Genomic DNA, 24,458 nt, shown 5'->3' with positions numbered 1-24,458 from the left:
ATTCAACTTTGTTCAATTTTACATCCTTTCCTACTGTCTCTTATACACATCTAGATGTGTATAAGAGACAGATTTAATAATTTGTGAGTACTTTTTATAAGAGGTTACTTTTGTCCGACCACTTGGTTATGTTAGCTATTTTAATATTCCTAATTTTATCATAGCCAACCTTATTACCACCAACATATATTTCTAGTTCATCATGCCCCTTAAATATGGCCAACTATATCAGGAAAGTAATTCTCATCTCGATCATGCGCTTCAATTTAGATAGCTACTGATTTGTTCTTGAGTGTTGCCTGATTTAAAGTTTCGGCGATCTCATTAACATCCATCTGGAACTTTTGAATTGGTTTACTTCTTTCAATAGTTCTTTCTCCATCAATTGCTTTGGTATGTTCTGTAAGATAAAATCCTCCCCATTTCACCATTCCTTTTTCAACTCATTTTCCTTTAATGGATCAATTAAATAAATGATCCACCATCCACAAAAGTGGTATAAATATGCTCGTCCGCCACTGGTTCCCCTTGGATCGATTGTACGATTTTCTCAGCTGCCACCATGCCCCATCGATGTTTCGAATAGGAGATCGTCGCTAAGCGCGGCTGCACAAAAGCGCCTAATTCCGTGTTATCAAACCCGATGATGCGGATCTCTTTTCCGATGCGATAGTCGGTCTCGCGGACATATTTGTAGACCCCGATTGCCATCTCATCATTGAAGGCAAAGATATCAATGGGAAACTGGGGATTATTTGCTAAGAGCTGTTTTGCCGCTCGATAACCAGAAGGTTCCGTGAAGTCACCAGGAATGACTTCATAAGGAATACCAAAGCGCGTCAATTCTTTCGTACTGGCTTCCAAGCGCTCCCGACTGTCGTAGCCTTTTTCTGGCCCTGCTAAGAGGAAGACTTTTTGGCTTTGTCCAGCGATCAAGCGATCGATCGCCAGCGCCGCCCCTCCTTTATTGTCTAACAAGACTTGATGGATATTTTCATGAGACAAGACACGGTCTAACACGACGATTTGATGTCCTCGTTGGGCGTATTGCTCGATTTCCTTTGCTGGAAACGTCCAATCCAAAATGATGGCACCGTCCACCATCCGCTCAGGAATAAACAAGTGTGATTTCTTGCCGCTGCAGACGATCATTTCATAGCCGAAAAGTTCCAACCCTTTCTTGATGCCATCTAGCAATTCCCCATAAAAACTTCCGGCATAATCGGCGAGATAAACACCGATGATGTTGGTTTGTCTGCGTTTCAGTGTACGAGCAGCCATGTTCGGAACATAGTTCAATTCGTTTGCGATCGCTTGAATCCGCGCACGGGTTTCCTCGGTCACTTTTGGACTGCCATTCAATGCATACGAAACGGTGGATATGGAGACACCCGCTTTTTGGGCAATATCTTTGATTCCTACCATGGCTTCTCCTTTCTTAACGATAGATATCGATCGTATTGGTTTGGTTTTCGTTTAATTTGGCGCAAAGCGCTGCTTTCTTCAGGACAAACGCACCTTGGCGGTAGCGATTTTCCGCAAACTCAGTGGACATTTCTTCGCCGTTGATCAATATTTTCGGCGTACTTGACGAATGATAGACGATTTCGACCGGCCGATCATAGAGTCGATACGTCAGTGTCAATCCTGCTAATTCCGCTGGCAAGACGGGATCAAGTTCAACGTGATCAACAAAGGTCCGAATGCCTAACACATTGCTGATCAACTGATTCATATAGATCCCCGGTCCACTAGAATAGATGCGCCAGCCGCCTTTGACGCCGACTGTTGCCTCCTTAAGTTTACCAAAATTTTCTTGGGCTTCAACCCTTGTTTTGAAATCGCCATCAGAACTACTGAAATACGCATTTGCTTGACGGATTTCCGCATTTTCGACCCGTTGAGCGATTTGGATCGGATTAATGACCCCAAGTGCTTGCCAAGTCTCTTCTTCTCGACCTAATTTCGCCATGGCCTCTGTAAAGCGGATGTGGGCGTGAACGTACTGTAAACCGATTTCTCGTCCAAAATTGGCTGCTTGTTCTGCCCGCTTGAAGTTGGTGCTGACACCACCCGCATAAGTCGCTGGACGATTCATCAAGCGCACCCCATCTGGAAATTGCAAATGCTCCTTGATGATCGCCACATGATGATCGGCTTGTTCGGGAGATAACAGCTCGCCGATCATGCTTTGCTGCATCGGCAGCAAGCGGTATTGGATACCGGTTTTCTTGTCAGTCGGATGGACCATCAGTTCCACGTGCTCGCTATCTTCCATATAGACAAATCCTGGCAAAGTCCCATCAGCTAACATGTATTTTTCAAAGTCATGTTTGATTCCCGCAGACAGTTCCGTTAAATGTTTGGCATACTCTGGGTCAACTGACTGCAACTGGTTGGCTAATTTTTTCAATACTTCATAGGTCAAGGCAACGGTCCAGCTGCTGGCCATTTGTTTCTTCAACTTACTGTTATTTGGCTGCAAGGTGTCATCCCAATCGCCATCACCATAACAAGACAGGTACGTTCCTTCCAAAAAGTTCGCTTCGATATACGCCACTTCTTTTTTCAAATGATCAAACAAAGAAGCATTGGTTCTGGTTTTCAAGAAGGTTGTGCGATCCGTATAAGGCAGTTCTTTTTCCAAAATCGCAAAATCTTTGGTTTTTTCGAGATAGTCACTAACGACTTTCATTGGCCAAACGATCACATCTCCGTGGCTCTCATCGGCTTTTTGTTTCTCATAGCGATCAAACATAAACCATTGTGGCCAGTTGCCGTCATCTGCAAATTGATTTTCAAACAAATGCTCGATGATGGACGCCACCATCTCAGGACGATTGAGGGCTAAGAAATACTCAGTCGGTCCTTGGGAAACGTCTCGAGTCCCCCAAGCAGCACCACCGTACTGTTCAAGACCATGAGGAGACAAGTAATGAACAAGCATATTGTGGGTGTACCAACGTGCCAAGTGATTGAAGGATGCGACATCCGCCTGCGAATGTTTCAATTCAAACTGATTCAACAAATCATCGACAAAGGCCGTATAGGCAGTGTCTTCTTGCTGGCGATCTAACGTTTCGGAAACAAAGGGTTCACCAGTCAGTGTGCCTTGGATCACGAAGGAAACCGTCGCCTGTTCTGCAAAGGTCAATACGGTCGTGCTATCGTCGGCTGCCACATTGAAAATCGTTTCATCGGTTAGTTCAAAAGGTTGTGCTGCATGGAGATAATACGTCAATTCTGGATAAGTTTCCGCAATCGGTGAATCCGCTGTTCCTTTGATGGTGAGCAATTGCTGGTCTTGCGTAATGGTAACAGTCGGTACCGCTTCATCGATCCCCATCACAAATTGATTAGTGATGGCCCAGGTGTAAGCACGACCTTGTTCACTAGTGATGGTGGTTGCAATCGTGCGTCCATTTGCTTTCGTGAAGGTCGTTACTTGAATGACATCATCCGCTGTTTTGTAGTACCACGTCGCCGAATTTAAGCCCATTTCAAAAGCAGATGGCATCGTTAAAATCCGCCATTGATCGCCGTCTTTCAGATAGATCCGCTGACCGGAACGTTTGAAAAGATTCAATGAGTTGCGGCTATTACTCAACAATTTGTTCATGTTCGTATTGCCTAATACGATTTGGGAGTTAAACATCCCCGTCATGTAAACAGTCGTGCTCAAAATGGGTTGATCGACGATCAACTCTTGTCCGCTCAACAAAATATGCCCATGGGAGCGTTCCATCTGTGCTTCTTTTTCCTTCAACACGACATGGTGATAGTCAGGGGTAAAAAAGGAATAAAGCTGTTCGTCAACGATTTCCACTGCTTCTTGCTGCGGGAACCGCTCGTTGATTTCTTCTGTGGAAAATGTCAGCCCTGTGAGCGGTCGACCGAAGTTTTTTCGTGGCTGCGCCGTTGCTTGCAACGAGTCAAAGGACAAGGCTTGATACGTTTCTTTCAACGTTTCAAGTGCAAACTGCGGTTCATTGACTGCCGTCGCTTGATTGGCTTTGACCGCTGCGTAAAAAACGATTTCCGTAGGCGTCTCACTTACCGCCAACCATTGCGTTTGCAGTGCCGTATAGGCAAATTCGTATTGATACACTTCATTGGCTAACGTTTCTTGGCTAAGTGCAGCTGGTTGATTCGTTTCTTTGTAGCTGCGACCGAAAAATTGATAGCCATCCGTCGAGAAGCCTTTTAAGGCTTGGAAGCTGCCCTGTTCCACCAATGGAAATTGACCATTTTGTGGTTGATTTTGGCGCGAAGAAAGCACGATGTGATCCTTATCATGGCTAACATGATGGTCGATATATTGCGAAACATAGGCTTCATTGGATTGAACAGCACCTTTGGCGGCATTGCCAAGATCTTGTCCGTAAACCAGTTCCGCTTCCCCAGAACCACTCAATTGAACCCGCCAGAACCAGCAATCTTGTGCCAATTGGAAATCAACTTGGTAATCGATGGACTGGTACGTCCCAGTCCAAGTCAGCTGTTTGTCTGAGTAGGCAAAGGCACTGTTAGCATTTGAACCGATCAAGGGAATAAAGGACAACTCCCCCGCCTCACGCAGACGTAGATAGATTTGATTCAAACTACCATCTAGTGCATTTCCGTTCAACTGATTGATCATCACACCGTGACTTTGGATCTCATATAAATCACCGTTTGGTAAAAACGTCACGGTCGTATTTGCGTTATTCATCACTATTTTTTTCGTCATAGAAACCTTCCTATCTTACCTAACTAATTGCAGGGTTGTTTGTTGGGTGTCTCGGCTGTTCCCACCAATCATGATGTGGAATTTCCCTGGATCACTGCTTAATTGTTGGTTGCTGTGGACATAGCGCAGCAGTTCTTCCGTGATCTCAAATTGAACGGTTGCTGATTCGCCAGCCTCTAGCCAAATTTTCTTAAAGCCTTTCAGTTCTTTCACTGGGCGAACCACTTCACCGACTAAATCGCGAATGTAGCATTGGACCGTTTCCCAGACCGCTGCTGTTCCTTGGTTCGTAACAGTGATGGAAGCCGTGACCGTTTGATCTTTGGTCATAGTCGGCTGATCCAACGTCACCGCAGAATACGCAACTGGGCTATAACTCAAGCCAAACCCAAATGGATATTTGGCATAATTGGAGACATCCAAATATTTCGAGACATATTTTTCATCCGGTGCACTTTCATAAGGACGACCGGTATTGTCAACGTTGTAATACACAGGAACTTGTCCAACGGTTTCTGGGAATGACATGCTCAAGCGACCGCTTGGATTGTATTCTCCCCACAGGATCTGAGCAAGTGCGTTTCCGCCTTCGGTTCCAGGGAACCAAGCCTCGACGATCGCTTTGGCTGCATCAACCCCTTGCAAGTCAAGAGGACGACCGTTATAAAGGGTTACGATCAATTGCTCGTTGTATTCTTTCAAGGTTTCAACCAAGGACAATTGGGCTTGTGGCAAGCGAATGTCGCTGCGACTGGCAGCTTCACCGCTCATCCATTCTTGCTCTCCTAGCGCTAAGACAACTTTATCCGCTTCTTTCACTAATTCGATCGCTTCTTGGATCGCTGCTTCAGACGGCGCAAAATAATCAAAGGGCTCTTGACCGATCAACAGATCCGCACCCAAGGATTGAGCCCCCGCCACTAACGTCACCACTTCTTCTTGTTTCCCTTGCCAAGACCAAGCACCTAATAGATCACGGGAGTGAGCACCCGGGCCCACAATCGCCACTTTTTCGGTTTTCTGCAACGGCAGGACACCTTCATTTTTCAACAACACCATTGATTTCTTTGCGATATCTCTAGCGATCTCTCGGTGTTCTTGAGACAGAACAGTGGCTGCTTCAGCGGCTTCATCAGCACCGCGGTATGGATTTTCAAATAGACCTAGTTCATTTTTCAAGGTCAAGATTCTTAGCACGGCTTCATCGACTAAGGCTTCCTCAACAGTGCCTTCTGCGATCAGCTCTTTCAAGTTATCAGTGTAGCAAGTCGTCATCATCTCGATATCGACCCCAGCTTTGATGGCTAATTCAGCGGCGTGTTTTTCATCTTCCGCTGCGCCATGGGCGATCACTTCTTTGATTGCTGCCCAGTCAGAGATCACAACGCCTTCAAACCCGAATTCTTCTCGCAAAACATCGCGGAAAAGCCAGCGATTGGCCGTTGCTGGAATACCGTCCACCGTATTGAAGGAGGTCATCACCAGTTTGGCACCGGCATCAAGGGCCGCTTTATAGCCCGGTAAATAACTTTCTCGCAGTTGGCGTTCTGACATATTGACCGTGTTGTAATCGCGACCGCCGATAGCCGCACCGTAAGCCGCAAAATGTTTGACACACGCAGCTACGCGGTTGAAATCCGTTCGCAGATCATCCCCTTGATAGCCTTTGACAAAGGCTTCAGCGAAGCGACTGTTCAAGTAAGGATCTTCCCCCGTCGATTCCATGACACGGCCCCAACGTGGGTCTCTTACTAAGTCCACCATCGGTGAAAAGGTCACATGCAAGCCAGAAACAGCTGCTTCTTTGGCAGATACTTCCGCCATCTTCTCCGCTGCTGCCAAATCCCATGAACTACCTAATCCTAATGGAATCGGAAAAATCGTCCGAAAGCCGTGAATGATGTCCGCCATCAATATCGTTGGGATATTCAAGCGGTTATTTTCGATATACTCTTTTTGGACGCGGATCGCTTCTTTCGCACCAGAAACACCTAGCGTTGTTCCCGCATTGTTGATGTTTTCTTGTGTCAGTCCTAAGTCGCCCATCGGACCAGTTTTCTCTTCTGCTTTATCTGAATAAAAAGCCGCTGCCAGTTGCAGCAACTGATCGATTTTTTCATCTAAGGTCATTTCTGAAAGTAGTTCGGTTAATTTCTGCTGTTCCATTTTTATTCATCCTTTGCTTTCTTCAAATTGGACTTCTGCTTCTAAAGGGAAATGATCGGAAGGAAAACGACGATCACAAGAATCCGTTAGACAGGCGGTTTTGACCACCGTGAAGCCTTTCGTATAGATATAATCAATTTCTTCTAGTTCTTGCCATGGTAACGTATAAATAAAATTTTGATAGGAGCCTTTGGGTCCGTGATGAGGCTTTTGCCCATGTTCTTTGGCATTTTGAAAATGCTGCTCTAAGTACCGATGCACCCGCTCGGTTGGCTCCGCATTCAAGTCGCCCATCAGCAATACAGGATAGCGTTCGATTTGATCTGCCAGCTGCTCAAAGATCACTTTCATCCCTTCAAAACGAGCCATTTCTGAAATATTATCTAAATGGGTCGTGATGACAAGAAACGGCGGATTCTTTTTTTCCTGTAAGACTGCCCAAACACATAAGCGTGAATAGGCAGCTTCTGGATGAATACTGGGTTCAGTCGGTGTCAATGACAACCAAAACGAACCTGAAGCTAATAACTCGAAAGTCTCTTTTTGATAATACAGTCCGATGCCTTCGCCCAAGCCATCACCGTCACGTTCAGCCGTGACGGAAGCATACTGCGCTAGCTTTGCTAAATCTGCAAATTGACTAGGTCGGGCTTCTTGGATCGCCAGAACATCCCAGTCGTAGTAATCGATCAAGGAACAGACCGCCTCCGATCGATAGTGCCATTGCCATTCTTGGTCATAGTCGGTATCGACTCGTAGATTGTAGGTTGCTACTTTCATCTTCATTCATTTCCTTTGAGTAATTTTTTGATTTGCTGCATTTCACGACGGATTTGTTTCGCTTCGCCGCCGCCATGCCCTTTATTTAAGTAAATACGCAATTCTTTCGGTCCAGGAATCTTTTTATAGGAAACGAAGAAATCTTCCATGGGACAGATCGGATCAGCACTGCCGACCGATGTATAAACAGGACCAGTTATCTGATGAGCAAAATACTTCAAATCAAAATAACTCATGACTTGATAGATCGTTTCCCGCATTTCTGGAAATTGTTCGATATACTCTTGAATCACATGGTAACTTCCTGTTTTTTGTTCGATCCGATGGACAAGATTGGAGTGGCTTGGCACATCGGCAAACGTCGCAAAAATCGGGACGTTCGTTAATGCGTTGACCAATAAGGCGATGCCGCCTCCTTGCGAGCCGCCTCTTAAAATAATCCGCTGCGGATCGATTTCCGGTATCTGTTGAAGGACTTCTAGTGTGCGCAAACTATCTGCGACCAATCGCTTCATATAAAAATCTTCTTTTTTCAAGATGCCGCGTCCAAAAGGTGCTTCATGCTGCGTGGTTTCATAGGGAACCTGATCTTGCGTGCGTCCCCCTTGTCCGCGATTGTCGATGACAAGACAGCCGCAGCCGATCAGTAACCAATGAGCGAATTGGAACGGTTCTTGCACATGATTCATATAGCCTAAAAAATCAATCACGATTGGACAATCTGCCGCTTGTTCTGGCAGCAGCAGATGCCCATAGATCGTTTCATTACCAAGACTTTGAAAAGAAATCGTAAAACAATCGATCCCTTTTAGCAAAGGCGTTTGTTTGGTTCTTTCAAAGGCTAGCGGAAGGGCGTCAAGTTCTTGTTGGACCGAAGCCCAAAAACAGGATCGATCAGTTGCGGTCGATTCAGTCATTTGTCTCTTCTCCCTTCGCTAATACTTTATTGAAAAACAACACTTGTACAAAGGCTGATCCTGAAATGCCTAAACAAACAAATAAGAATAGGTTTACTTTGCTGCACAATACAAAAACAATGATTGGGATCACCAGTAAAATGATCGCATTCGCCGTACTGCTAAGAACCGCATATGCCGTTTCTTTCGCTGTTTCTTGCAATGATTGCGCAAACAAACTGTACAAGAGAACGAACACGACGAGATACAGCGCAGCCAAGCTGACGAGGATCACGGCTAAAACGCCAAAGTAAGGTGTAAGCATCATCAAGGAATAGATCAAACCGGCAAAGACTGCGACATACGCAATAACAAGACCTTCTAAGAAGAGACCACGTTTGAGGTTGCTTAAGAATGCTTGCTTGTATCGTTGCCAAATCGGGACATCTCGTTCCTTGTACAATTGATCGATCGTCCGATACAGCGCGATCAATGCTGGCCCTGCGAGAATCAGCGTCATTGCTGGAATCATAAAGAGAAAACTAACAATGATCATATCTGCTAGAAAAGCAAAGACCCGATAGTACCATCCTTCATAAGAAAATAGTCGATTCATTATGATCCTCCAATCAAAACTTGCTGATTTGTGCTGCGGGTGCTGCGTAAACCTGTTTCTTGCCTTCTTGTGATTTTGGGTCGTTTCTCAACGTACGGGTTTCTGGGTTGCAGGTCTCACTGCGTGAGCCAATCGCAGTGATTCTTTGTACGGACACTACGCTCCCTGCAGTCGCCTAGTACTTTTCATCATCTGCTCGTCTCCGCTTTCGCTTCGCCTACAGTTGCACTAAGTAAAACACACTAAGTGCAGCTTGCATGTCTCACTACGCGAGCCAATCGCAGTGATTCTTTGTATGGTCACTACGCTCCCTGCGGTCGCCTAGTACTTTGAAACATCAGATTTTGCGCAAAGTGCGCGCAAAACCTGTGTTTCAAAGCAAAGGAGAGGAAAGGTCTTTTTTTGGCTTCCTTTCCTCTCCTATGGGGGTTATTCTAGTCGTTCGCGGTTTTCGGCCATTTTTTCAGTTTTAATGTCTTTGATTGCGTCCCAGTTGTTTGAATCTAAGAAGCCTTCAAAGTCGGTTAGTGTGCTGTCAAATGTTCCTTCATCTTTTGAACGAATCAATGAGATGATCGTACTGTTGATTTTGGTTTTGATGGCTGTGTTTGAACGTGCTTCAGCAGTTCCGGCATCTGGATCCGTATTTTCGATCACAAAGTGTGGATACAATTTGCCTTCGCCCCATTCTTGCATTTGGGTCAACGCATTTTCGGTTTTGACTTTCAGTGCATTGACACGGTCGTTGTTAAAGTAGTTGAAACGGCTGATACCATATTTTTTGTTGTAGCCTTCGTTGTCGGTTTGTTCCATTTCTTTGATTTCTGGCAAGTAATCGATTTTGCCTTCATCGTTGTATTCATACGTCACGCCTTCAACACCGAATTTTGTCAAAATTTGTCCTGGTTCATCGATCAAGTACGTGAAGAGTTGAGTTACTTTTGCTGGATCCGCCGCATCTTTTGTGATGTAGTTGATCAACCAGCCAGAGATTCCTGTTTGGTTCAAGGTTGCTTCACGACCAGAAGTGCTGGCAGGTCCGTCGATTGCGATGTAACGCGTGTCAGAGTTTTTCATGAATTCGGTGAAGTTCCCACCTTGTCCGCTCGTTCCTGCTACTAAGATCGTTGCATAGTCCCCTTGTTTTACTTTTTCATCATAGGTTGGACCGTCATCGGTAAAGCTGTCATCACTGATGTTGCCGTCACGATACACTTGATTAAAGGTTTTCAACCATGAGATATATTCTTCATCTAAGTTACGATCGTAGAAAGCACCATCTTCATCTTCTAACGGAACACCTAAGAAGTCTTGCAATTTATCTAAGAATGGTCCTGCTGTTTCGCCGATCGTTGTGAAGCCCATTGGTGTCAAATCAGGGAATTTCTCGCTGATTTCTTTCATGACTTTCACATAGTTTTCTGGAGTCGAAACATCTGGTTTGCCCAATGCTTCATAGACATCTTCACGGATCACAAAGTTATCGTTGACGGGAATATTGCCGCTTTCGTAGTCCGCTGCTGTGTTGGAATAGTTTGGATAGCCATAAGTTTTGCCATCATCTAAAGCAAACCATTTGAAGGTATCTTCGGTCACGACATTCATCAAATACGGATCGTATTGTTCCGCTAAATCGTTTAATGAGTATGCCCAGCTATCAGCTTTTGTGGCTGCTTGACTGGTTTTATCCATCAACGTCACGATATCAGGCATATCACCACTTGAAATCAAAGCATTTAATTTCGAATCATCACCTGAAATAAATTCAATATCAATGTTCAAATCTTTTTTGATTTGGGCTGTCGTCACATCTTCACCAAATGGCAAAGCTGTCCAGTCTGAATTGATGTACCATGTGATCTTGGTTGGTTCTTCTTTGGTATCGAGTTTCCATGCTGGTGTCTTTTCATCTAACTCATACCGATCTTTGATAGAAAAATCCGAACTGCTGGCATTGTCTGAGCTGCCGCCACATGCTGCTAAGCTAAGTAATGCTGATGCTGCCAATAAACCGCCTACTACTTTTTTCATGTCTATCCCTCTTTCTATTCTTTTACTGCACCGGCCATCATACCGCCGATAAAGTGTTTTTGAAGCAATGGATATATAATTAAAATTGGCACTGTCGTGATGACGATCGTAGCCAACTGAACCCCACGGGTCGTTGCTTGGACGATAAAGTCGGTACTACCGCTTTCAGTCATCGTACTCAAGTTGGATTGGACGATGATTTCATAAATCTTCATTTGCAGCGGATAGAGATACTCTTTTGTGATATACAGTTTTGTTGTCATAAAATCGTTCCATTGGCCAACCCCGTTGAACAAGATGATGGTTGCCAGTGCCGGTTTCGTTAATGGTAAGAAGATTTTATAAAAGATTTGGAATTCACTTGCACCGTCGATCTTCGCCGATTCTTCGAGTGAAGGCGGAATCTCACGGAAAAAGTTCATTAAAATCACGACATCATAATAGCTGAACAAAGCTGGAATAATGTAGACCCAGAAAGAATCCAGTAATCCTAGCGAGCGAATCAGCAAGTACGTTGGAATCATCCCACCACTGAAGTACATGGTGATGACCCCCATCGTTGTATAAATGTTGCGGCCAACCAAGCGTGATTTACTCAATCCGTAAGCCACGATCGCACAAAACAAGGTATGGGTCGCAGCCCCAAGAACCGTTTTTAACACTGAGATCAAGAAGGCACGGGGGATACTTGCGTCGGAAAAAACTTTCCGATAGTTTTCCCAGGTAAAGCCTTTGGGCCATAACACGAGGCCGTTGCCCGCTAATCCAGAACTAGAAGACACGGAGGAAACCAAGATATTCCAAATCGGTACGATGATCATCAATGAGAATAAAATCAAGATCACGGTATTGAAGAAGTAAAACCACGTGTTTTCTTTTGCTTTTCTTTTGATCATGTTTTTTCCTCCTATAAGATAACTGAATTGCCGTTGTTCAACTTGCGGGTCACTCGATCCGTGATCACCAATAAGATGACGGAAATGACCGCGATCCCCAAGCCGACAGCAGTTGCATAAGAGAAATCACCTTGCGTCAACCCCATTTTATAAACGAAGGAGTTGATGACTTCTGAACGGTTTTGGTTCTGTGAATTCATTAAAACTAATGTTTGATCTAGGTTTGACCCTAAGATACCGCTCACATTCAGAATCAAGTTTAAGGAGATGATCGGTGTCAGTAATGGCAATGTGATCGAACGAATCTGTCTTAGCTTGCTGGCACCATCGATTCGTGCGGCTTCATAAAACGTTGGATCGATCCGCGACATCCCTGCCAAGTAAAGAATCGTTCCCCAGCCGACTTCTTTCCATAGATCCGAAAGGACCGCGATCCACCAATATTTGCTTGGATCCAATAGATGATTGACCCCTTTGTCCATCAATCCTACGGACATCAACACTTGGTTGATAAAACCGTTCGTTGACAGCCAAGAGATCATCATCCCACCTAGCACGATCCATGAGAAAAAATGGGGAATGTATGAAACCGTTTGAATAAATTTCTTCAAGCGCCCATCTTGCATTTCAAAAATCATAATGGCTAACACAATCGGGATCGCAAAACCTAATCCTAATTTCAATAAGCTGATGGCTAACGTATTTCTAACTGCTTCCCAGAAAAAACTGTCATTCATAATGATACGGAAATTCTCTAACCCAACCCATGGTGCTGATGAAATCGTGTCAATCACCGTATAGTTTTTGAAAGCGATTATAATTCCGTAGATCGGAATATAATTAAATACGATCATAAATGCCACGCCGGGAAAAACCATCCAGTGAAGCTGCCGTTGACTATAAAACTTTTGCAGTTTACTCATACACAAAATCTCCTTCTTTCTATCCTCGCAACACTACGTATATCTCCACTCTTCGGTGAAACGTTTCTACAAAAAGATTATATCCGCTGCCATTCGAAAATGCAAGCCTTTCCAATTATTTTTTTCAGGTTTTCTTTTTTCACAAATTTCGTTGAGTTCCTCACAAACATAAAAGCTATTATATCAACATTTTCATAAGAAATCATTTTTCCAAACACTTCCGTTTAATCAAATTTCACAAATAATGTATTTTTTCAACATCTATTGATTCTCAGAAATTATTAAAAAATAAAAAGAAACGTTTCACCAAAAGCACAAAAAAGCAGCAATCATCGTTGATTGCTGCTTCGTTCTATTCACTTCTTTGGGGATAGCCAAAATGGTCATACGCTAACGGTGTTGCGATCCGCCCACGCGAGGTGCGTTTCAAAAATCCTTTTTGGATCAAAAACGGTTCGTACATATCTTCCACTGTTTCGGTTTCTTCCCCGATATTGACAGCGATCGTACTTAATCCCACCGGGCCGCCTTGATACAATTCGATCATCGTGCGGATCAATTTCTGATCGATATAATCCAAGCCGGCATGATCGACTGCCAAAAGCGCCAATGCCTGGTCAGCAACGGTTCGATCGATCAATCCATCTGCTTGCACTTGCGCATAATCGCGAACTCGTTTAAGCAAACGGTTAGCGATCCGTGGAGTGCCTCGAGATCGGCGGGCGATTTCGATCGCCCCTTCTTCCACGATATCCGTTTCAAAGATAGACGCAGTCCGCTGCACGATCTCTTTTAAATCATGGTCTTCATAATATTGCATATGAGAAATGATTCCGAAGCGATCCCGTAGTGGCGCCGAGAGCATCCCCGCCCGTGTCGTTGCGCCGACTAAGGTAAATGGCGGGAGCGGAAAATGAACTGGGTGAGCCGTTGTCCCTTGCCCCACCATGATATCCACATAAAAATCTTCCATTGCCGAATAAAGCATTTCTTCGGCGACACGAGGCAAGCGATGGATCTCATCGATAAACAGAACATCCCCTGGCTGCAGCACATTCAAGATCGCAATCAAATCCCCTGGTTTTTCGATTGCAGGACCGCTGGTCGTCTTGATTTGGACCTGCATCTCGTTGGCGATCACCATTGCCATCGTCGTTTTCCCTAAGCCTGGCGGACCATATAAGAGGACATGATCCAACGCTTCTTCTCGATTTTTCGCCGCTTGGATATAAATCGAAAGCTCCTGCTTGACTTTGTCTTGTCCGATATATTGGGCAAGGGTTTGCGGACGCAAGGATTTTTCGATGATCTCTTCTTGTTCAGTACTTTCTGGCGAAACAATTCGTTCATCCATCGTCTACTTGCTCCTTACTTTTTCATCATCAATCGGAGAGCTTCCCGCAAGTACTCATCCGTCGATTTTGTCGTATTCGCCGCTAATTGTTTTTCGGCTTTCTTGACTTCTTTTTCGCTATAACCCAATGCTTTCAAGGCTTCCATCGCTTCATCTAAAGCAGTCGTTGCCACGCTTAGAGGAACGATCGCTTCTTCTCCAACCAGTTCAGCCACTTTGCCTTTCAAGTCTAGGATCATTTGCTGCGCCGTCTTTTTACCGACACCTGGGAACTTCGTTAAATAGTTGACGTCCCCATTTTCGACTGCTGTGATCAACCCTGTATGGTCTTCATTGGCCATGATTGCTAACGCACTCTTTGGTCCAATGCCTGAGACACTGATCAATTTTAAAAACAACTGCTTGCCTTCGATCGTGGCAAAGCCGTAGAGACTATGAGCATCTTCACGAATCACTTGGTGCAGATAGATTTTTACTTCTTGGTTCAACTTGCCGCTAAATGAATACGGATTGCCAAAAGCGATCTGATAGCCGATGCCATGGGTCTCAACGACGATATACGCCGGAAAGATATCCGTTACTTTTCCTATGATATATTCGTACATGTGCTTTCCTTTCTGTACATATGTTCCCTTTATTGTAGCACAGACGAGAGGGCAAAAAAAGGACTGTGAACGAAGGAAAAGGCTTAGCAGGAAACAAACGGCGGAAAAACCGTTGTTTCAGTCGCATTTTTTCAAACGAGACATGCTGCTGCGTCTTTTTTTCGCACACAGTTCCTAATACTTACTCAACGAGTGATTTGAATTCGCCATAGCCTTTTTCATCCATTTCTGCTAAAGGGATGAACTTCAATGCTGCCGAGTTGATACAATAGCGCAAACCGCCTTTGTCCTGAGGACCGTCTGAAAAAACATGTCCTAAATGAGAGTCAGCTTCTTTGCTGCGGACTTCTACCCGATGCATGCCGTGAGAAAAATCAGCTTTTTCTTGAATATCTTGGCGACTGATCGGTTTCGAAAAGGACGGCCAGCCACAACCTGCGTCATATTTATCAGTAGAAGCAAACAATGGTTCGCCGTTGACGATATCAACATAGATCCCTTTTTCATAAAAATCATCATACTCGCCAGTAAAGGGGCGTTCGGTTGCATTTTCTTGGGTCACCGCATATTCGATTGGCGACAATTTTTCTTTTAATTCTTTTTTATCTGTCATTTTTTCACCTGCTTTTCCTCTAGACTCATCCTGTATGCTCTATCATGCCTTTTTTCTTAGCGAATGTAAAATGACTTGCTCAAATTGTTTAAGGGTTTTGCAGCTTTTGCCAACGAGTCGTTGGTTCCGCAAAATGGTAAAAATGCGGTTGGTCTTTTGTATAGATTTCTTCGGTTAAGACAGCTTCTGGCATGTTGCCAAACAACCCAGCCGCAAAAAAATAGGTGTGTGCTTCTTTGAGGTAAAAGAACAGGCTCGAGCCGCATTGACTGCAAAATCCTCGCTGTGCCCACTCAGAAGAATCGTAACGTCGCAGCCACTTCGCTCCTTGAAGAGCTATCTGGTCCTCAGCGCATGGCGCAAGAGCAAACATCGGTCCGCCGTGAAATTTCTGGCAGAGACTACAATGACAAACCGTAATTTCTTTCGCAACTCCCGTCAAGTTGATCGTGACTTTGCCGCAAAGACAACTACCAGAAACATCCATCCTTATTCCTCCTCCATAAACTCTTGCAACAACTGATAGACCGTAGTGACAGGAAACCCTACGATCGTATAAAAATCGCCGTTTATCGATGAGACAAATACTTTGGCCGCCCCTTGGATCCCATAGGCGCCCGCTTTGTCTTGGTACTCATCTAAGGCAAGATATTGGTCGATCTCTTGATCGGTCAAGGAACGAAACACAACTTCCGCCGAAACCACTGCTTGGCGCTGTTGTTTGCCTTTTTGTAAAACGACGGCGGTATGCACCCAATGGGTCCGTCCGTTCATTTTTCGTAACATCGACCGAGCATCTTTACGGTCGACTGGCTTTCCTAAGATTTCTTCATCCACCACGACCGTCGTATCGCTCGCGATCACCAGATCTTCAGGATATGTTTGCGCAATAGCCGCCGCTTTTTCTACTGCCATTCGCTGGACATAAGGGATCGCCGCTTCGTTTGGTCGGACCGACTCGTCGATATCCGCTGGTATGACCGCAAATTCTGGGACTAATTCTGCTAATAATTCTTTGCGCCGCGGCGACTGTGAAGCCAAAATAATCATTCCATGCCACTCCTTGCTCGATGAGGATCTTGAATCCGTTTGAACATCCGCTCCATGTCGCTGTTGGTGAAATGGATCAGCACCGGGCGACCATGGGGACAGTTGAAGGGATTCTCGCATTTCGCTAAATCTTGCAACAAGATCCGGGCTTGCGCTTCATTCAAATAGTGATTGGCTTTGATGGATCGTTTGCAGCTCATCATGATCGCGGTTGCTTCACGAAACTTTTTGACACTGACACTTCCTGTGGTCAGTAACATGTCGATCATTTCGCGGATGATGGCTTCTTCTTCACCGCTAGGGTACCACGTCGGGTGCGCCCGGACGATGAAACTATTGTTTCCAAAAGATTCCAGATGGATCCCGACTTCTGCCAGCTTGTCACTTTGTTCCTGCAATTGCAGCGCATCGCTGTTGGGATAATCCAAAACGATCGGCACTAACAATTCTTGCAGGTCATTGGTCACTTCGCCGATTTTTTCGCGGTAATACTCATATTTGATTCGTTCCTGTGCCGCATGCTGGTCGACGATATAGAGCCCCGCCTCACTTTGGGCAAACAAATAGGTCCCATGCATCTGCCCAAAATAATCCAATTGGGGAAAACGCTCCTTCGCTGGTTCTTCTTCCAGTAACCGTTCGACCGTTTTCAGGTAGTTGCGGTCATCCCCATGCATTTCAGGGTGCAGAGTCGCTTGATTTTGCAGATCTTGCGCCGTAAGCTCTGGCGTCTCTTCCGAGAGAAAGGCTGGCGCTTCTGGCAGCGGCGCTTTTGTTTCCGTCTGGTCTTCCACAAATGGTTTTCGGACAGGCTTATTTGGCAGCGTCTCTTCCAAACTGCGAAAGGTTTCCTCGGTTTCTTCCAACAGGTTTTCGCTAGATTCCTGTGGCATTTCTGGAAGTTTTCCACCTTCCTCCACAGGTTTTTCCACAGAGTTATCCACAGTCTGTTGATAAGTACTGCCCTGAACCTCAAATTTCCCGGTTTCGCGATTATAAGACAACTCAGAAGTCGAATTTCCTGCTGACTCCAGTTCCAAGCCAAGCTGCTGGGCTTTTGGCTGATCGGCAACTTTTTTCTTAAACCGCAGATTGTCAGCCGCGTTAGGAATCAAATTGATTTCCCGCAGCGCCTCATTGATGGCTTTACTGATTAGCTTGGTCAGTTCTTCTTCTTTTGACAAGCGAACTTCTTGCTTAGTCGGATGAACGTTGACATCGACTAATAAGGGGTCCATTTTGATTTCAAGGATAGCTAATGGAAAACGACCGACCATCAATTTTGATCCGTAACCAGCAACGATCGCTTTATTCAAAGCGAAGTTGCGAATATAACGACCATTGATGATCGTGGATAAATAGTTGCGGCTGGCTCGGGTAACTTCTGGCAGTGACACAAAGCCAGTGACTTTAAAGTCGAGATCCTCAGTATCGATTGCAATCATTTTTTTGGCCGTTTCCACTCCGTAGATCCCGGCGATGGTTTGTTTTAACTGCCCACTTCCAGTGGTGCTCAGCATCTTATTGCCTTCATGAACGAGGCGAAAAGCCACTTCTGGATGGCTCAGGGCGATCCGATTGACGATATCGCCGATGTTCGCAAGTTCCGTTTGCAGCGTCTTGACATATTTCAAACGTGCCGGTGTATTGTAAAAGAGGTTTTCGACAGTGATCTTGGTTCCTTGTCGCAAGTTGGCAGGCAGATGCTCTTCAACAGCGCCGCCTTTTAAGCGCACAAAGGAGCCTTGTTGGGCACCTTTGACTGCCGTTTCAATCGAGAGGATCGAAACCGAAGCGATACTAGGCAAAGCTTCCCCGCGAAACCCGAGGGTACGTATTCGAAACAAGTCATCTCGATTGTGGATTTTACTGGTGGCGTGGCGTTTAAAGGCAGTCAAGACATCCTCTTCTGCAATTCCTTCGCCATTATCGATGACTTGGATTTTACGCAAGCCTGCTTCTTCAATAAAAATATCGATTTGGGTACTGCCGGCATCCACGGCATTTTCAACTAATTCTTTGACGACAGAAGCCGGTCGCTCAACAACTTCTCCTGCCGCGATTTGGTTCGCCAGACGTTCGGATAGCTCTTGGATCTTTCCCATCTGCTGACCTTCTTTCTAAATTCGTTTTTGCAGCTCGTACAATGTATTCAGAGCATCCATCGGGGTCATTTCCAACAGATTCAATTTCTTCAATTGATCGATGACGCCGATTTCTTCCGTAGATACTTCACTAAACAACGACAACTGCTGACTTTCTTCGACGACTGGTTTTGGCTGTACCGTCGGTTCATGTTCTTCCAGCGCTTTCAGGATCGTCGCTGCGCGCTGTAAGAGTGCACTTGGCAGTCCAGCGATTTTGGCTACATGGATCCCATAGCTTTTATCTGCGGGTCCTTCCATCATCTTATGCAAAAAGACAACTTCGCCTTCTTTTTCAACGGCACCGACATGGACATTGCGTAAGTGTGCCAATTCCTCATCTAAAACCGTCAGCTCATGATAATGGGTGGAGAAAAGTGTTTTGGCATGAACTTCTTTGTGGATATATTCAATGATGGCTTGTGCCAATGCCATCCCATCATAGGTCGCAGTCCCACGCCCTAACTCATCAAACAAAATCAAGCTGTTAGGCGTTGCATGACGCAGCGCTTGGTTGGCTTCCATCATCTCCACCATAAACGTGCTTTGACCGGCGATCAGGTCATCGCTGGCACCGATGCGAGTAAAGATCCGATCAAAAATCGGCATCTCTGCAGATTGTGCGGGTACGAAACAGCCGATCTGCGCCATAATGACTAGCAAGGCAAACTGCCGCATGTACGTACTTTTCCCAGACATATTTGGGCCTGTGATCAACAGGATCTCTGTTTTTTCATCCATCACGATACTATTTGGAATGTACTCTTGGTGACCAAGGACTTTTTCCACTACAGGATGACGGCCATCGATGATCGATACTGCTCGTTTTTTCGCTACTGTCGGCCGCACGTATTGGTAGCGTTCCGAAACCGTGGCGAAACTTTGTAAGACATCGACCGCACTGACAGCTTTGGCTAACTTTTGTAGACGTGTGATACTCTTTTTCACTTCTTCACGAACATCAAGAAAGAGGCGATATTCCAAATCCACCGATTTTTCTTCGGCTTCTAAAATCAAAGTCTCCAGTTTTTTCAACTCGGGTGAAATAAAGCGTTCCGCATTGGCTAAGGTTTGCTTGCGCTCGTAGCGAGAGGTATCTAAATTCACTAGATTGGCTTTCGTGATCTCAATGTAATAGCCAAAGACGCGGTTGAACCCAACTTTCAGGTTTTTGACCCCCGTCGCTTGACGTTCGTTGGCTTCTAATTCCGCCAACCATTGCTTGCCGTTACGCATCGCCGTACGGTATTCATCTAATTGTTGATGGAACCCTTCTTTGATGATGTTGCCTTCTGTGATCTGCAACGGGGCATCTTCATCGATCGCCGCTTCGATCAGTGCAACCAAATCATCTAAGGGCGTTAATTCCAGCAGCAAGTCATTCCACTCGCCACGGTTGATTCCCTGCAGCAATTGCGCGATCAAAGGCACTTGCTCCAAAGAAGATTTCAACTGCAGCAAATCGCGGCCATTGACATTTCCGAAGGCGACCCGTCCGACTAGGCGTTCCATGTCATAGACTTTCGTCAACGCTTCTTGCAGATCTGCTCGCTCAAAGAAACTGTCCAGTAACGATTGGACCATTTCTTGGCGGGCAGTGATTTTCTTTGGCTGGATCAAGGGACGATCCAACCATTGCTTTAACAAACGTCCCCCCATTGCGGTCTTTGTCTCGTCCAGCAACCACAAAAGAGTCCCTTGTTTTTTTCCGGTTCGAATCGACTGCGTCAATTCTAAGTTGAATTTGGAATAATGATCCATTTTCAAGGCATGATCCGGCTGATATTCCACGGCTTGCTGAATGTGGGCTAAACTGCGTTTTTGGGTAATCGCCAAATAACTTAGCAATTTCCCTGTGACTACTTTTTCTAACCCTTGGGAGAGAGGTTCCGTTAAAAATTGAAATTCGGCATTTTCTTCCAACGTTTCTTGCTTAGAAAACACGACATTCAAGCGATTGGTCAGCATCGTTTGCAATGATTCAGGAATCTCGCTGCACAAAACGACTTCTTTCGTTTGCAGAGCGGCGGCCTCATTGACGACGGCTTCTTCATCTTCCAATTGCGCTGCTTTTAATTCACCGGTACTTAGATCGACATAGGCAAAGCCAAAACGCTCCCCTTGCTGCAAAACAGCTGTTAAAAAGTTGTTTTCTTTGGCGGATAGGCCTTTACTGTCCATCACCGTTCCCGGCGTGATCAGTTGAACGACTTCGCGTTTGACCATTCCTTTGGTGGTTTTTGGGTCTTCCACTTGCTCACAAATCGCTACTTTGTAGCCTTGCTCGATCAAGGTGTCGATGTAATTGCTGGCGGCGTGGTAAGGCACCCCACACATAGGGATCGGTTCCTCCGCATTTTTGTTGCGGCTGGTTAACGTCAGTTCTAAAATTTGTGCTGCCTTGACAGCATCCTCATTAAATAATTCATAGAAATCCCCTAAACGATAGAATAAAAAAGCATCTTGGTACTGAGCCTTGATGCTTAAATACTGTTCCATCATCGGGGTATTTTTAGTTTTTTGAGGCATTGGTTTCATCCTCCTCGATGGCTTTATTCATTTTCTTTTGGATCTCCGTCGTGACATATTGCAGCAATTCATCTGCTTGCAGTAACGCTTGGCGATAAGCAACCACTAAGGGGTGCTGCTCGTATTCGTTTGTCAATGACGCATAACGCTGCTCCGCAGCTTTTTTTGCTTCGGGTTTCTCATAATGCTCAAATTGAACGATTTCTTTTTGCGCTTGCTTCAGCGCTTCTTCCAACTCCAGTAGCCCTTGGTTTTGCAAGGCTCGTACTTGAATTTCTTGAAATTCTTGAACGATCGGATGATTAGACAAAAGCTTTTGCAAAGCAGCCAACTCTTGGGCAACGTTTGATTCTTTGGTTAATTGCTCTTCCATGCTTCTCCTATTCTGTAAACGGGCGATCTTCACTGATTTGGATCGGACGGATCGATTTTGCTTTACCAGTGGCTTCATCAATCTCAAGCAAGCAAGCCGACAAAATACTGCGGCCTTTTTCAATCACTTCAAACCGTTGCGGCAACGCCGTCAAAAATTTTTCAATGACTGGTTCGCGTTTCATTCCCAAAATCCCATCATAAGGACCAGTCATGCCGACATCTGACAAATAAGCCGTTCCTTGGGGCAAAATCCGCGCATCGTTGGTCTGTACGTGGGTATGCGTGCCGACGACTGCCGAAACTCGGCCATCCAAATACCAGCCCATCGCTTGTTTTTCGCTAGTAGTCTCCCCATGAAAATCCACAAAGATAAACGGTGTACGTTTGCGGGCAATCGCAACCAATTCATCCATTTTGCGAAACGGATCATCAAGGTCTACCATGAACGAGCGAGCTTGCATGTTGATCACCGCCAACTCAATGGTGTTGACTTTCACAAACACCATGCCGACCCCCGGTGTTCCCTCTGGAAAATTGGCTGGACGAATCATTTTCTTCGCATCGCCAATAAATTCAAAAATGTCACGGTTGTCCCATGTATGATTGCCTAATGTCACGACATCGACACCATCTTGCAAAAATTTCTTATAAATTTTACCCGTGATCCCACGACCCGCCGCCGCATTCTCGCCGTTCGCGATCGTCACCTGTGGTCGATACGCCTTCTTTAATTTGGGAAGGTACTCCGTGATTGTTTCTCTTCCTAATGAACCAACTACATCTCCAATGAATAATACCCGCACACATTTTTCCTCTTCTCTTTTAGCTTCTTTTCTATTATAAGGGTTTTGGTCCAGAAAAAAAAGGTTCTTTCACTTGCTGTTCTTCCTTGCAGCAAAACAAAAAAACACGCTAGACTTTTTCGCTTTAGTCTAGCGTGTTGCCGCGTTCTCTAGGAAACGGTAGTGTCTTCTTTCCCGACATGTTCCACGATCGCCACGATCAAATCACGGGCTTTTTCCATCGCTTCCACGGTAATAAATTCATACTGGCCATGGAAGTTTTCACCGCCGACAAATAAGTTCGGTGTTGGAATGCCTTTATAGGTGATTTTCGAGCCATCGGTCCCGCCACGAAACGGCGCTTCGATCGGTGTCACACCAATCGCTTGCATCCCTGCTCGGGCAGCTTCGATACTGCGGGGATCTTTCTTGATCAAATCCCCCATATTGTAATATTGGTCATACAGCGTATAGGTGATGCGTTCTTGCCCATAGGCTGTGTTCAATTCGTCAATGATCCCCACGATGTTAGCTTTTCGCTGTTCAAAAAGCATATGATCGTGATCACGAATGATATAAGAAACTTCTGCTCGACCAATATGTCCCGTCAAATTGTGCAGTAGGTAAAAACCTTCATACCCGCGGGTGCGTTCAGGAACTTCCTCTGCTGGTAAGGCATCGTCGATTTGATGCGCGATTTTCAAGGCGTTGACCAAACGACCGTAAGCAGTTCCAGGATGCACACTCGTACCATCAATCGTTATATCAATACGAGCAGCATTAAAGGTTTCATATTCCATATGCCCCACACGACCACTGTCCATCGTGTAAGCAAATGCCACTGGAAAATCCGCCGCATCAAAGCGATCAGCGCCAGTCCCGATCTCTTCGTCAGGCCCAAAAGCGACCCAGACATCGCCACGTTTATGCGCATCCATCGTTTGTAAGATCCGCAGCGCGTCAATGATCTCTGCGATACCAGCTTTATCATCTGCACCCAGCAGGGTCGTTCCATCCGTTGTGATCAGCGTTTCGCCGACATAGTCTTTGAGATTAGGAAATTCAGCAGTTGTCATATAAATGGCTTTTTCTTTATTTAAACAAACATCCTTGCCATCGTAATTTTCATGGATCTGCGGCTGAATATTTTCAGCTTCGAAATCTGCCGTGTCTACATGGGCAATAAAGCCAATCGCCGTTTTTTCAGGATTACCAGGTAGACGTCCGATCACAAAACTATTCTTTTCATAGTAAGCAACATCCGCTACCCCCATCTCGATCAACTGATCTTTCAATAAAAGAGCCAACTCAACTTGTCCCGGTGTCGTTGGGATGGTCTGACTCGTCGCATCTGAGCGAGTATTCATTTTTGCATAGGTCAAAAAATCCTTTAAGATTGCTTTCAATTCTGCACGTCCTTTTTCTTCAATTCTTCTACTATCTTTATAACGACAAGGGACGATTGTCCGTTTCGTGGATCACTTGTCGAAAATCAGCAAAGCCAGCTGCTAACCCCCGCAACAAGATTTCTGCCGTTCCCATATTGGTAGCTAAAGGAATCTCGTACACGTCTGACAAGCGAATCAATGCCGTTACATCTGGTTCATGGGGTTGTGCGGCTAAAGGATCGCGCAAAAAGATCACCATGTCCAAGTCATCTTGCGAAATCATGGCGCCAATTTGCTGATCTCCTCCCAGCGGCCCTGATTTGTAGCGGTGGACAGGCAACTGGGTTGCTTCTTCGATCCTCTTCCCCGTAGTTCCTGTTGCGAAAAGTTCATGCTGCGCTAAAATTTCTCGATAGGCAGTCACTAATTTTACCATTACATCTTTTTTTCGATCATGAGCAATCAATGCGATTTTCATTTGCTGCATTCCCCCTTTTTTCTATTGTACCAATTTATTTTCTTTGCGACCGAGAAAAAACAAAAAAACATAGCACAGATGCCGTAAACCGACTGTGCTATGT

General features: G+C 45.3%; 22 protein-coding genes. All 22 read right to left on the bottom strand.

Annotation, left to right across the window (positions count from 1 at the left end):
- Positions 1-266: 266 nt before the first annotated feature.
- The 22 genes from A5882_RS19740 to A5882_RS06380 all read right to left on the bottom strand — a co-directional run bounded on the left by A5882_RS19740 (position 267) and on the right by A5882_RS06380 (position 24,355).
- The gene (locus tag A5882_RS19740) at positions 267-431 is read right to left on the bottom strand and encodes a hypothetical protein (RefSeq protein ID WP_016609543.1); all 165 of its coding nucleotides are present in this window, start codon (positions 429-431) and stop codon (positions 267-269) included.
- A gap of 34 nt (positions 432-465) precedes the next feature.
- Positions 466-1,425: a LacI family DNA-binding transcriptional regulator gene (locus A5882_RS06480; protein ID WP_086299018.1), complete on the bottom strand. Its 960-nt coding sequence runs from the start codon at positions 1,423-1,425 to the stop codon at positions 466-468.
- A gap of 13 nt (positions 1,426-1,438) precedes the next feature.
- Entirely contained in the window at positions 1,439-4,729 is a 3,291-nt protein-coding gene (locus tag A5882_RS06475) for an amylo-alpha-1,6-glucosidase (protein ID WP_086299017.1), read from the bottom strand.
- A 15-nt stretch (positions 4,730-4,744) separates the two neighbouring features.
- A complete protein-coding gene (locus A5882_RS06470) occupies positions 4,745-6,895 on the bottom strand; it encodes a glycoside hydrolase family 3 N-terminal domain-containing protein (RefSeq protein WP_086372552.1) in 2,151 nt (716 codons plus the stop codon).
- 6 nt (positions 6,896-6,901) lie between these two features.
- On the bottom strand, positions 6,902-7,681 hold the full coding sequence (locus A5882_RS06465; protein WP_016611458.1) for an endonuclease/exonuclease/phosphatase family protein: 780 nt from the start codon (positions 7,679-7,681) through the stop codon (positions 6,902-6,904).
- Complete coding sequence (locus tag A5882_RS06460) at positions 7,678-8,592, bottom strand: acetylxylan esterase (protein ID WP_008376278.1); 915 nt, start codon at positions 8,590-8,592, stop codon at positions 7,678-7,680. Before A5882_RS06460 ends, A5882_RS06465 begins: the two co-directional genes overlap by 4 nt.
- Positions 8,585-9,187 carry a DUF624 domain-containing protein gene (locus tag A5882_RS06455; RefSeq protein ID WP_016611459.1) on the bottom strand — a complete coding sequence of 201 codons (603 nt, stop codon included), beginning with the start codon at positions 9,185-9,187 and terminating at the stop codon, positions 8,585-8,587. The genes A5882_RS06460 and A5882_RS06455 overlap by 8 nt, the downstream gene beginning before the upstream one ends.
- Before the next feature lie 13 nt (positions 9,188-9,200).
- Complete coding sequence (locus A5882_RS19735; protein ID WP_016619626.1) at positions 9,201-9,344, bottom strand: hypothetical protein; 144 nt, start codon at positions 9,342-9,344, stop codon at positions 9,201-9,203.
- Between the two features lie 272 nt (positions 9,345-9,616).
- Positions 9,617-11,218, bottom strand: coding sequence for a sugar ABC transporter substrate-binding protein (locus A5882_RS06450; protein WP_086372551.1), 1,602 nt, complete (start codon positions 11,216-11,218; stop codon positions 9,617-9,619).
- A 14-nt stretch (positions 11,219-11,232) separates the two neighbouring features.
- Positions 11,233-12,114, bottom strand: coding sequence for a carbohydrate ABC transporter permease (locus A5882_RS06445; RefSeq protein ID WP_005227173.1), 882 nt, complete (start codon positions 12,112-12,114; stop codon positions 11,233-11,235).
- A gap of 11 nt (positions 12,115-12,125) precedes the next feature.
- The gene (locus A5882_RS06440; protein ID WP_005232388.1) at positions 12,126-13,037 is read right to left on the bottom strand and encodes a sugar ABC transporter permease; all 912 of its coding nucleotides are present in this window, start codon (positions 13,035-13,037) and stop codon (positions 12,126-12,128) included.
- Between the two features lie 352 nt (positions 13,038-13,389).
- The gene (ruvB, locus tag A5882_RS06430; protein WP_086372549.1) at positions 13,390-14,391 is read right to left on the bottom strand and encodes a Holliday junction branch migration DNA helicase RuvB; all 1,002 of its coding nucleotides are present in this window, start codon (positions 14,389-14,391) and stop codon (positions 13,390-13,392) included.
- Positions 14,392-14,405: 14 nt separating this feature from the next.
- Entirely contained in the window at positions 14,406-14,996 is a 591-nt protein-coding gene (gene ruvA / locus A5882_RS06425) for a Holliday junction branch migration protein RuvA (protein WP_005232405.1), read from the bottom strand.
- A 181-nt stretch (positions 14,997-15,177) separates the two neighbouring features.
- Positions 15,178-15,609: a peptide-methionine (R)-S-oxide reductase MsrB gene (msrB, locus tag A5882_RS06420; protein ID WP_008376288.1), complete on the bottom strand. Its 432-nt coding sequence runs from the start codon at positions 15,607-15,609 to the stop codon at positions 15,178-15,180.
- A gap of 88 nt (positions 15,610-15,697) precedes the next feature.
- Positions 15,698-16,096, bottom strand: coding sequence for a GFA family protein (locus A5882_RS06415; RefSeq protein WP_086332922.1), 399 nt, complete (start codon positions 16,094-16,096; stop codon positions 15,698-15,700).
- 2 nt (positions 16,097-16,098) lie between these two features.
- On the bottom strand, positions 16,099-16,659 hold the full coding sequence (locus A5882_RS06410; protein WP_086332921.1) for a nucleoside triphosphate pyrophosphatase: 561 nt from the start codon (positions 16,657-16,659) through the stop codon (positions 16,099-16,101).
- Positions 16,656-18,764 (bottom strand): DNA mismatch repair endonuclease MutL, encoded by a 2,109-nt coding sequence (mutL, locus tag A5882_RS06405; RefSeq protein WP_086372548.1) that lies wholly within the window; start codon positions 18,762-18,764, stop codon positions 16,656-16,658. Before mutL ends, A5882_RS06410 begins: the two co-directional genes overlap by 4 nt.
- Before the next feature lie 15 nt (positions 18,765-18,779).
- A complete protein-coding gene (gene mutS / locus A5882_RS06400) occupies positions 18,780-21,332 on the bottom strand; it encodes a DNA mismatch repair protein MutS (protein WP_086372547.1) in 2,553 nt (850 codons plus the stop codon).
- Positions 21,316-21,705: a YlbF family regulator gene (locus tag A5882_RS06395; RefSeq protein WP_008376299.1), complete on the bottom strand. Its 390-nt coding sequence runs from the start codon at positions 21,703-21,705 to the stop codon at positions 21,316-21,318. Before A5882_RS06395 ends, mutS begins: the two co-directional genes overlap by 17 nt.
- Positions 21,706-21,712: 7 nt before the next feature.
- The gene (locus tag A5882_RS06390) at positions 21,713-22,510 is read right to left on the bottom strand and encodes a TIGR00282 family metallophosphoesterase (RefSeq protein WP_010748642.1); all 798 of its coding nucleotides are present in this window, start codon (positions 22,508-22,510) and stop codon (positions 21,713-21,715) included.
- Positions 22,511-22,659: 149 nt separating this feature from the next.
- Positions 22,660-23,895, bottom strand: coding sequence for a peptidase T (gene pepT / locus A5882_RS06385; protein ID WP_008376304.1), 1,236 nt, complete (start codon positions 23,893-23,895; stop codon positions 22,660-22,662).
- 37 nt (positions 23,896-23,932) lie between these two features.
- Positions 23,933-24,355, bottom strand: a complete 423-nt coding sequence (locus A5882_RS06380) for a methylglyoxal synthase (protein ID WP_008376307.1) — start codon at positions 24,353-24,355, stop codon at positions 23,933-23,935.
- Between the last annotated feature and the right edge of the window lie 103 nt (positions 24,356-24,458).

The sequence above is a fragment of the Enterococcus sp. 4E1_DIV0656 genome (assembly GCF_002140695.1).
In the GTDB taxonomy this organism is placed as follows: Bacteria; Bacillota; Bacilli; order Lactobacillales; family Enterococcaceae; genus Enterococcus_D; species Enterococcus_D entomosocium.
Note: the sequence above shows the minus strand (reverse complement) of the source record. Positions and strands in the feature narration are given on the sequence as shown.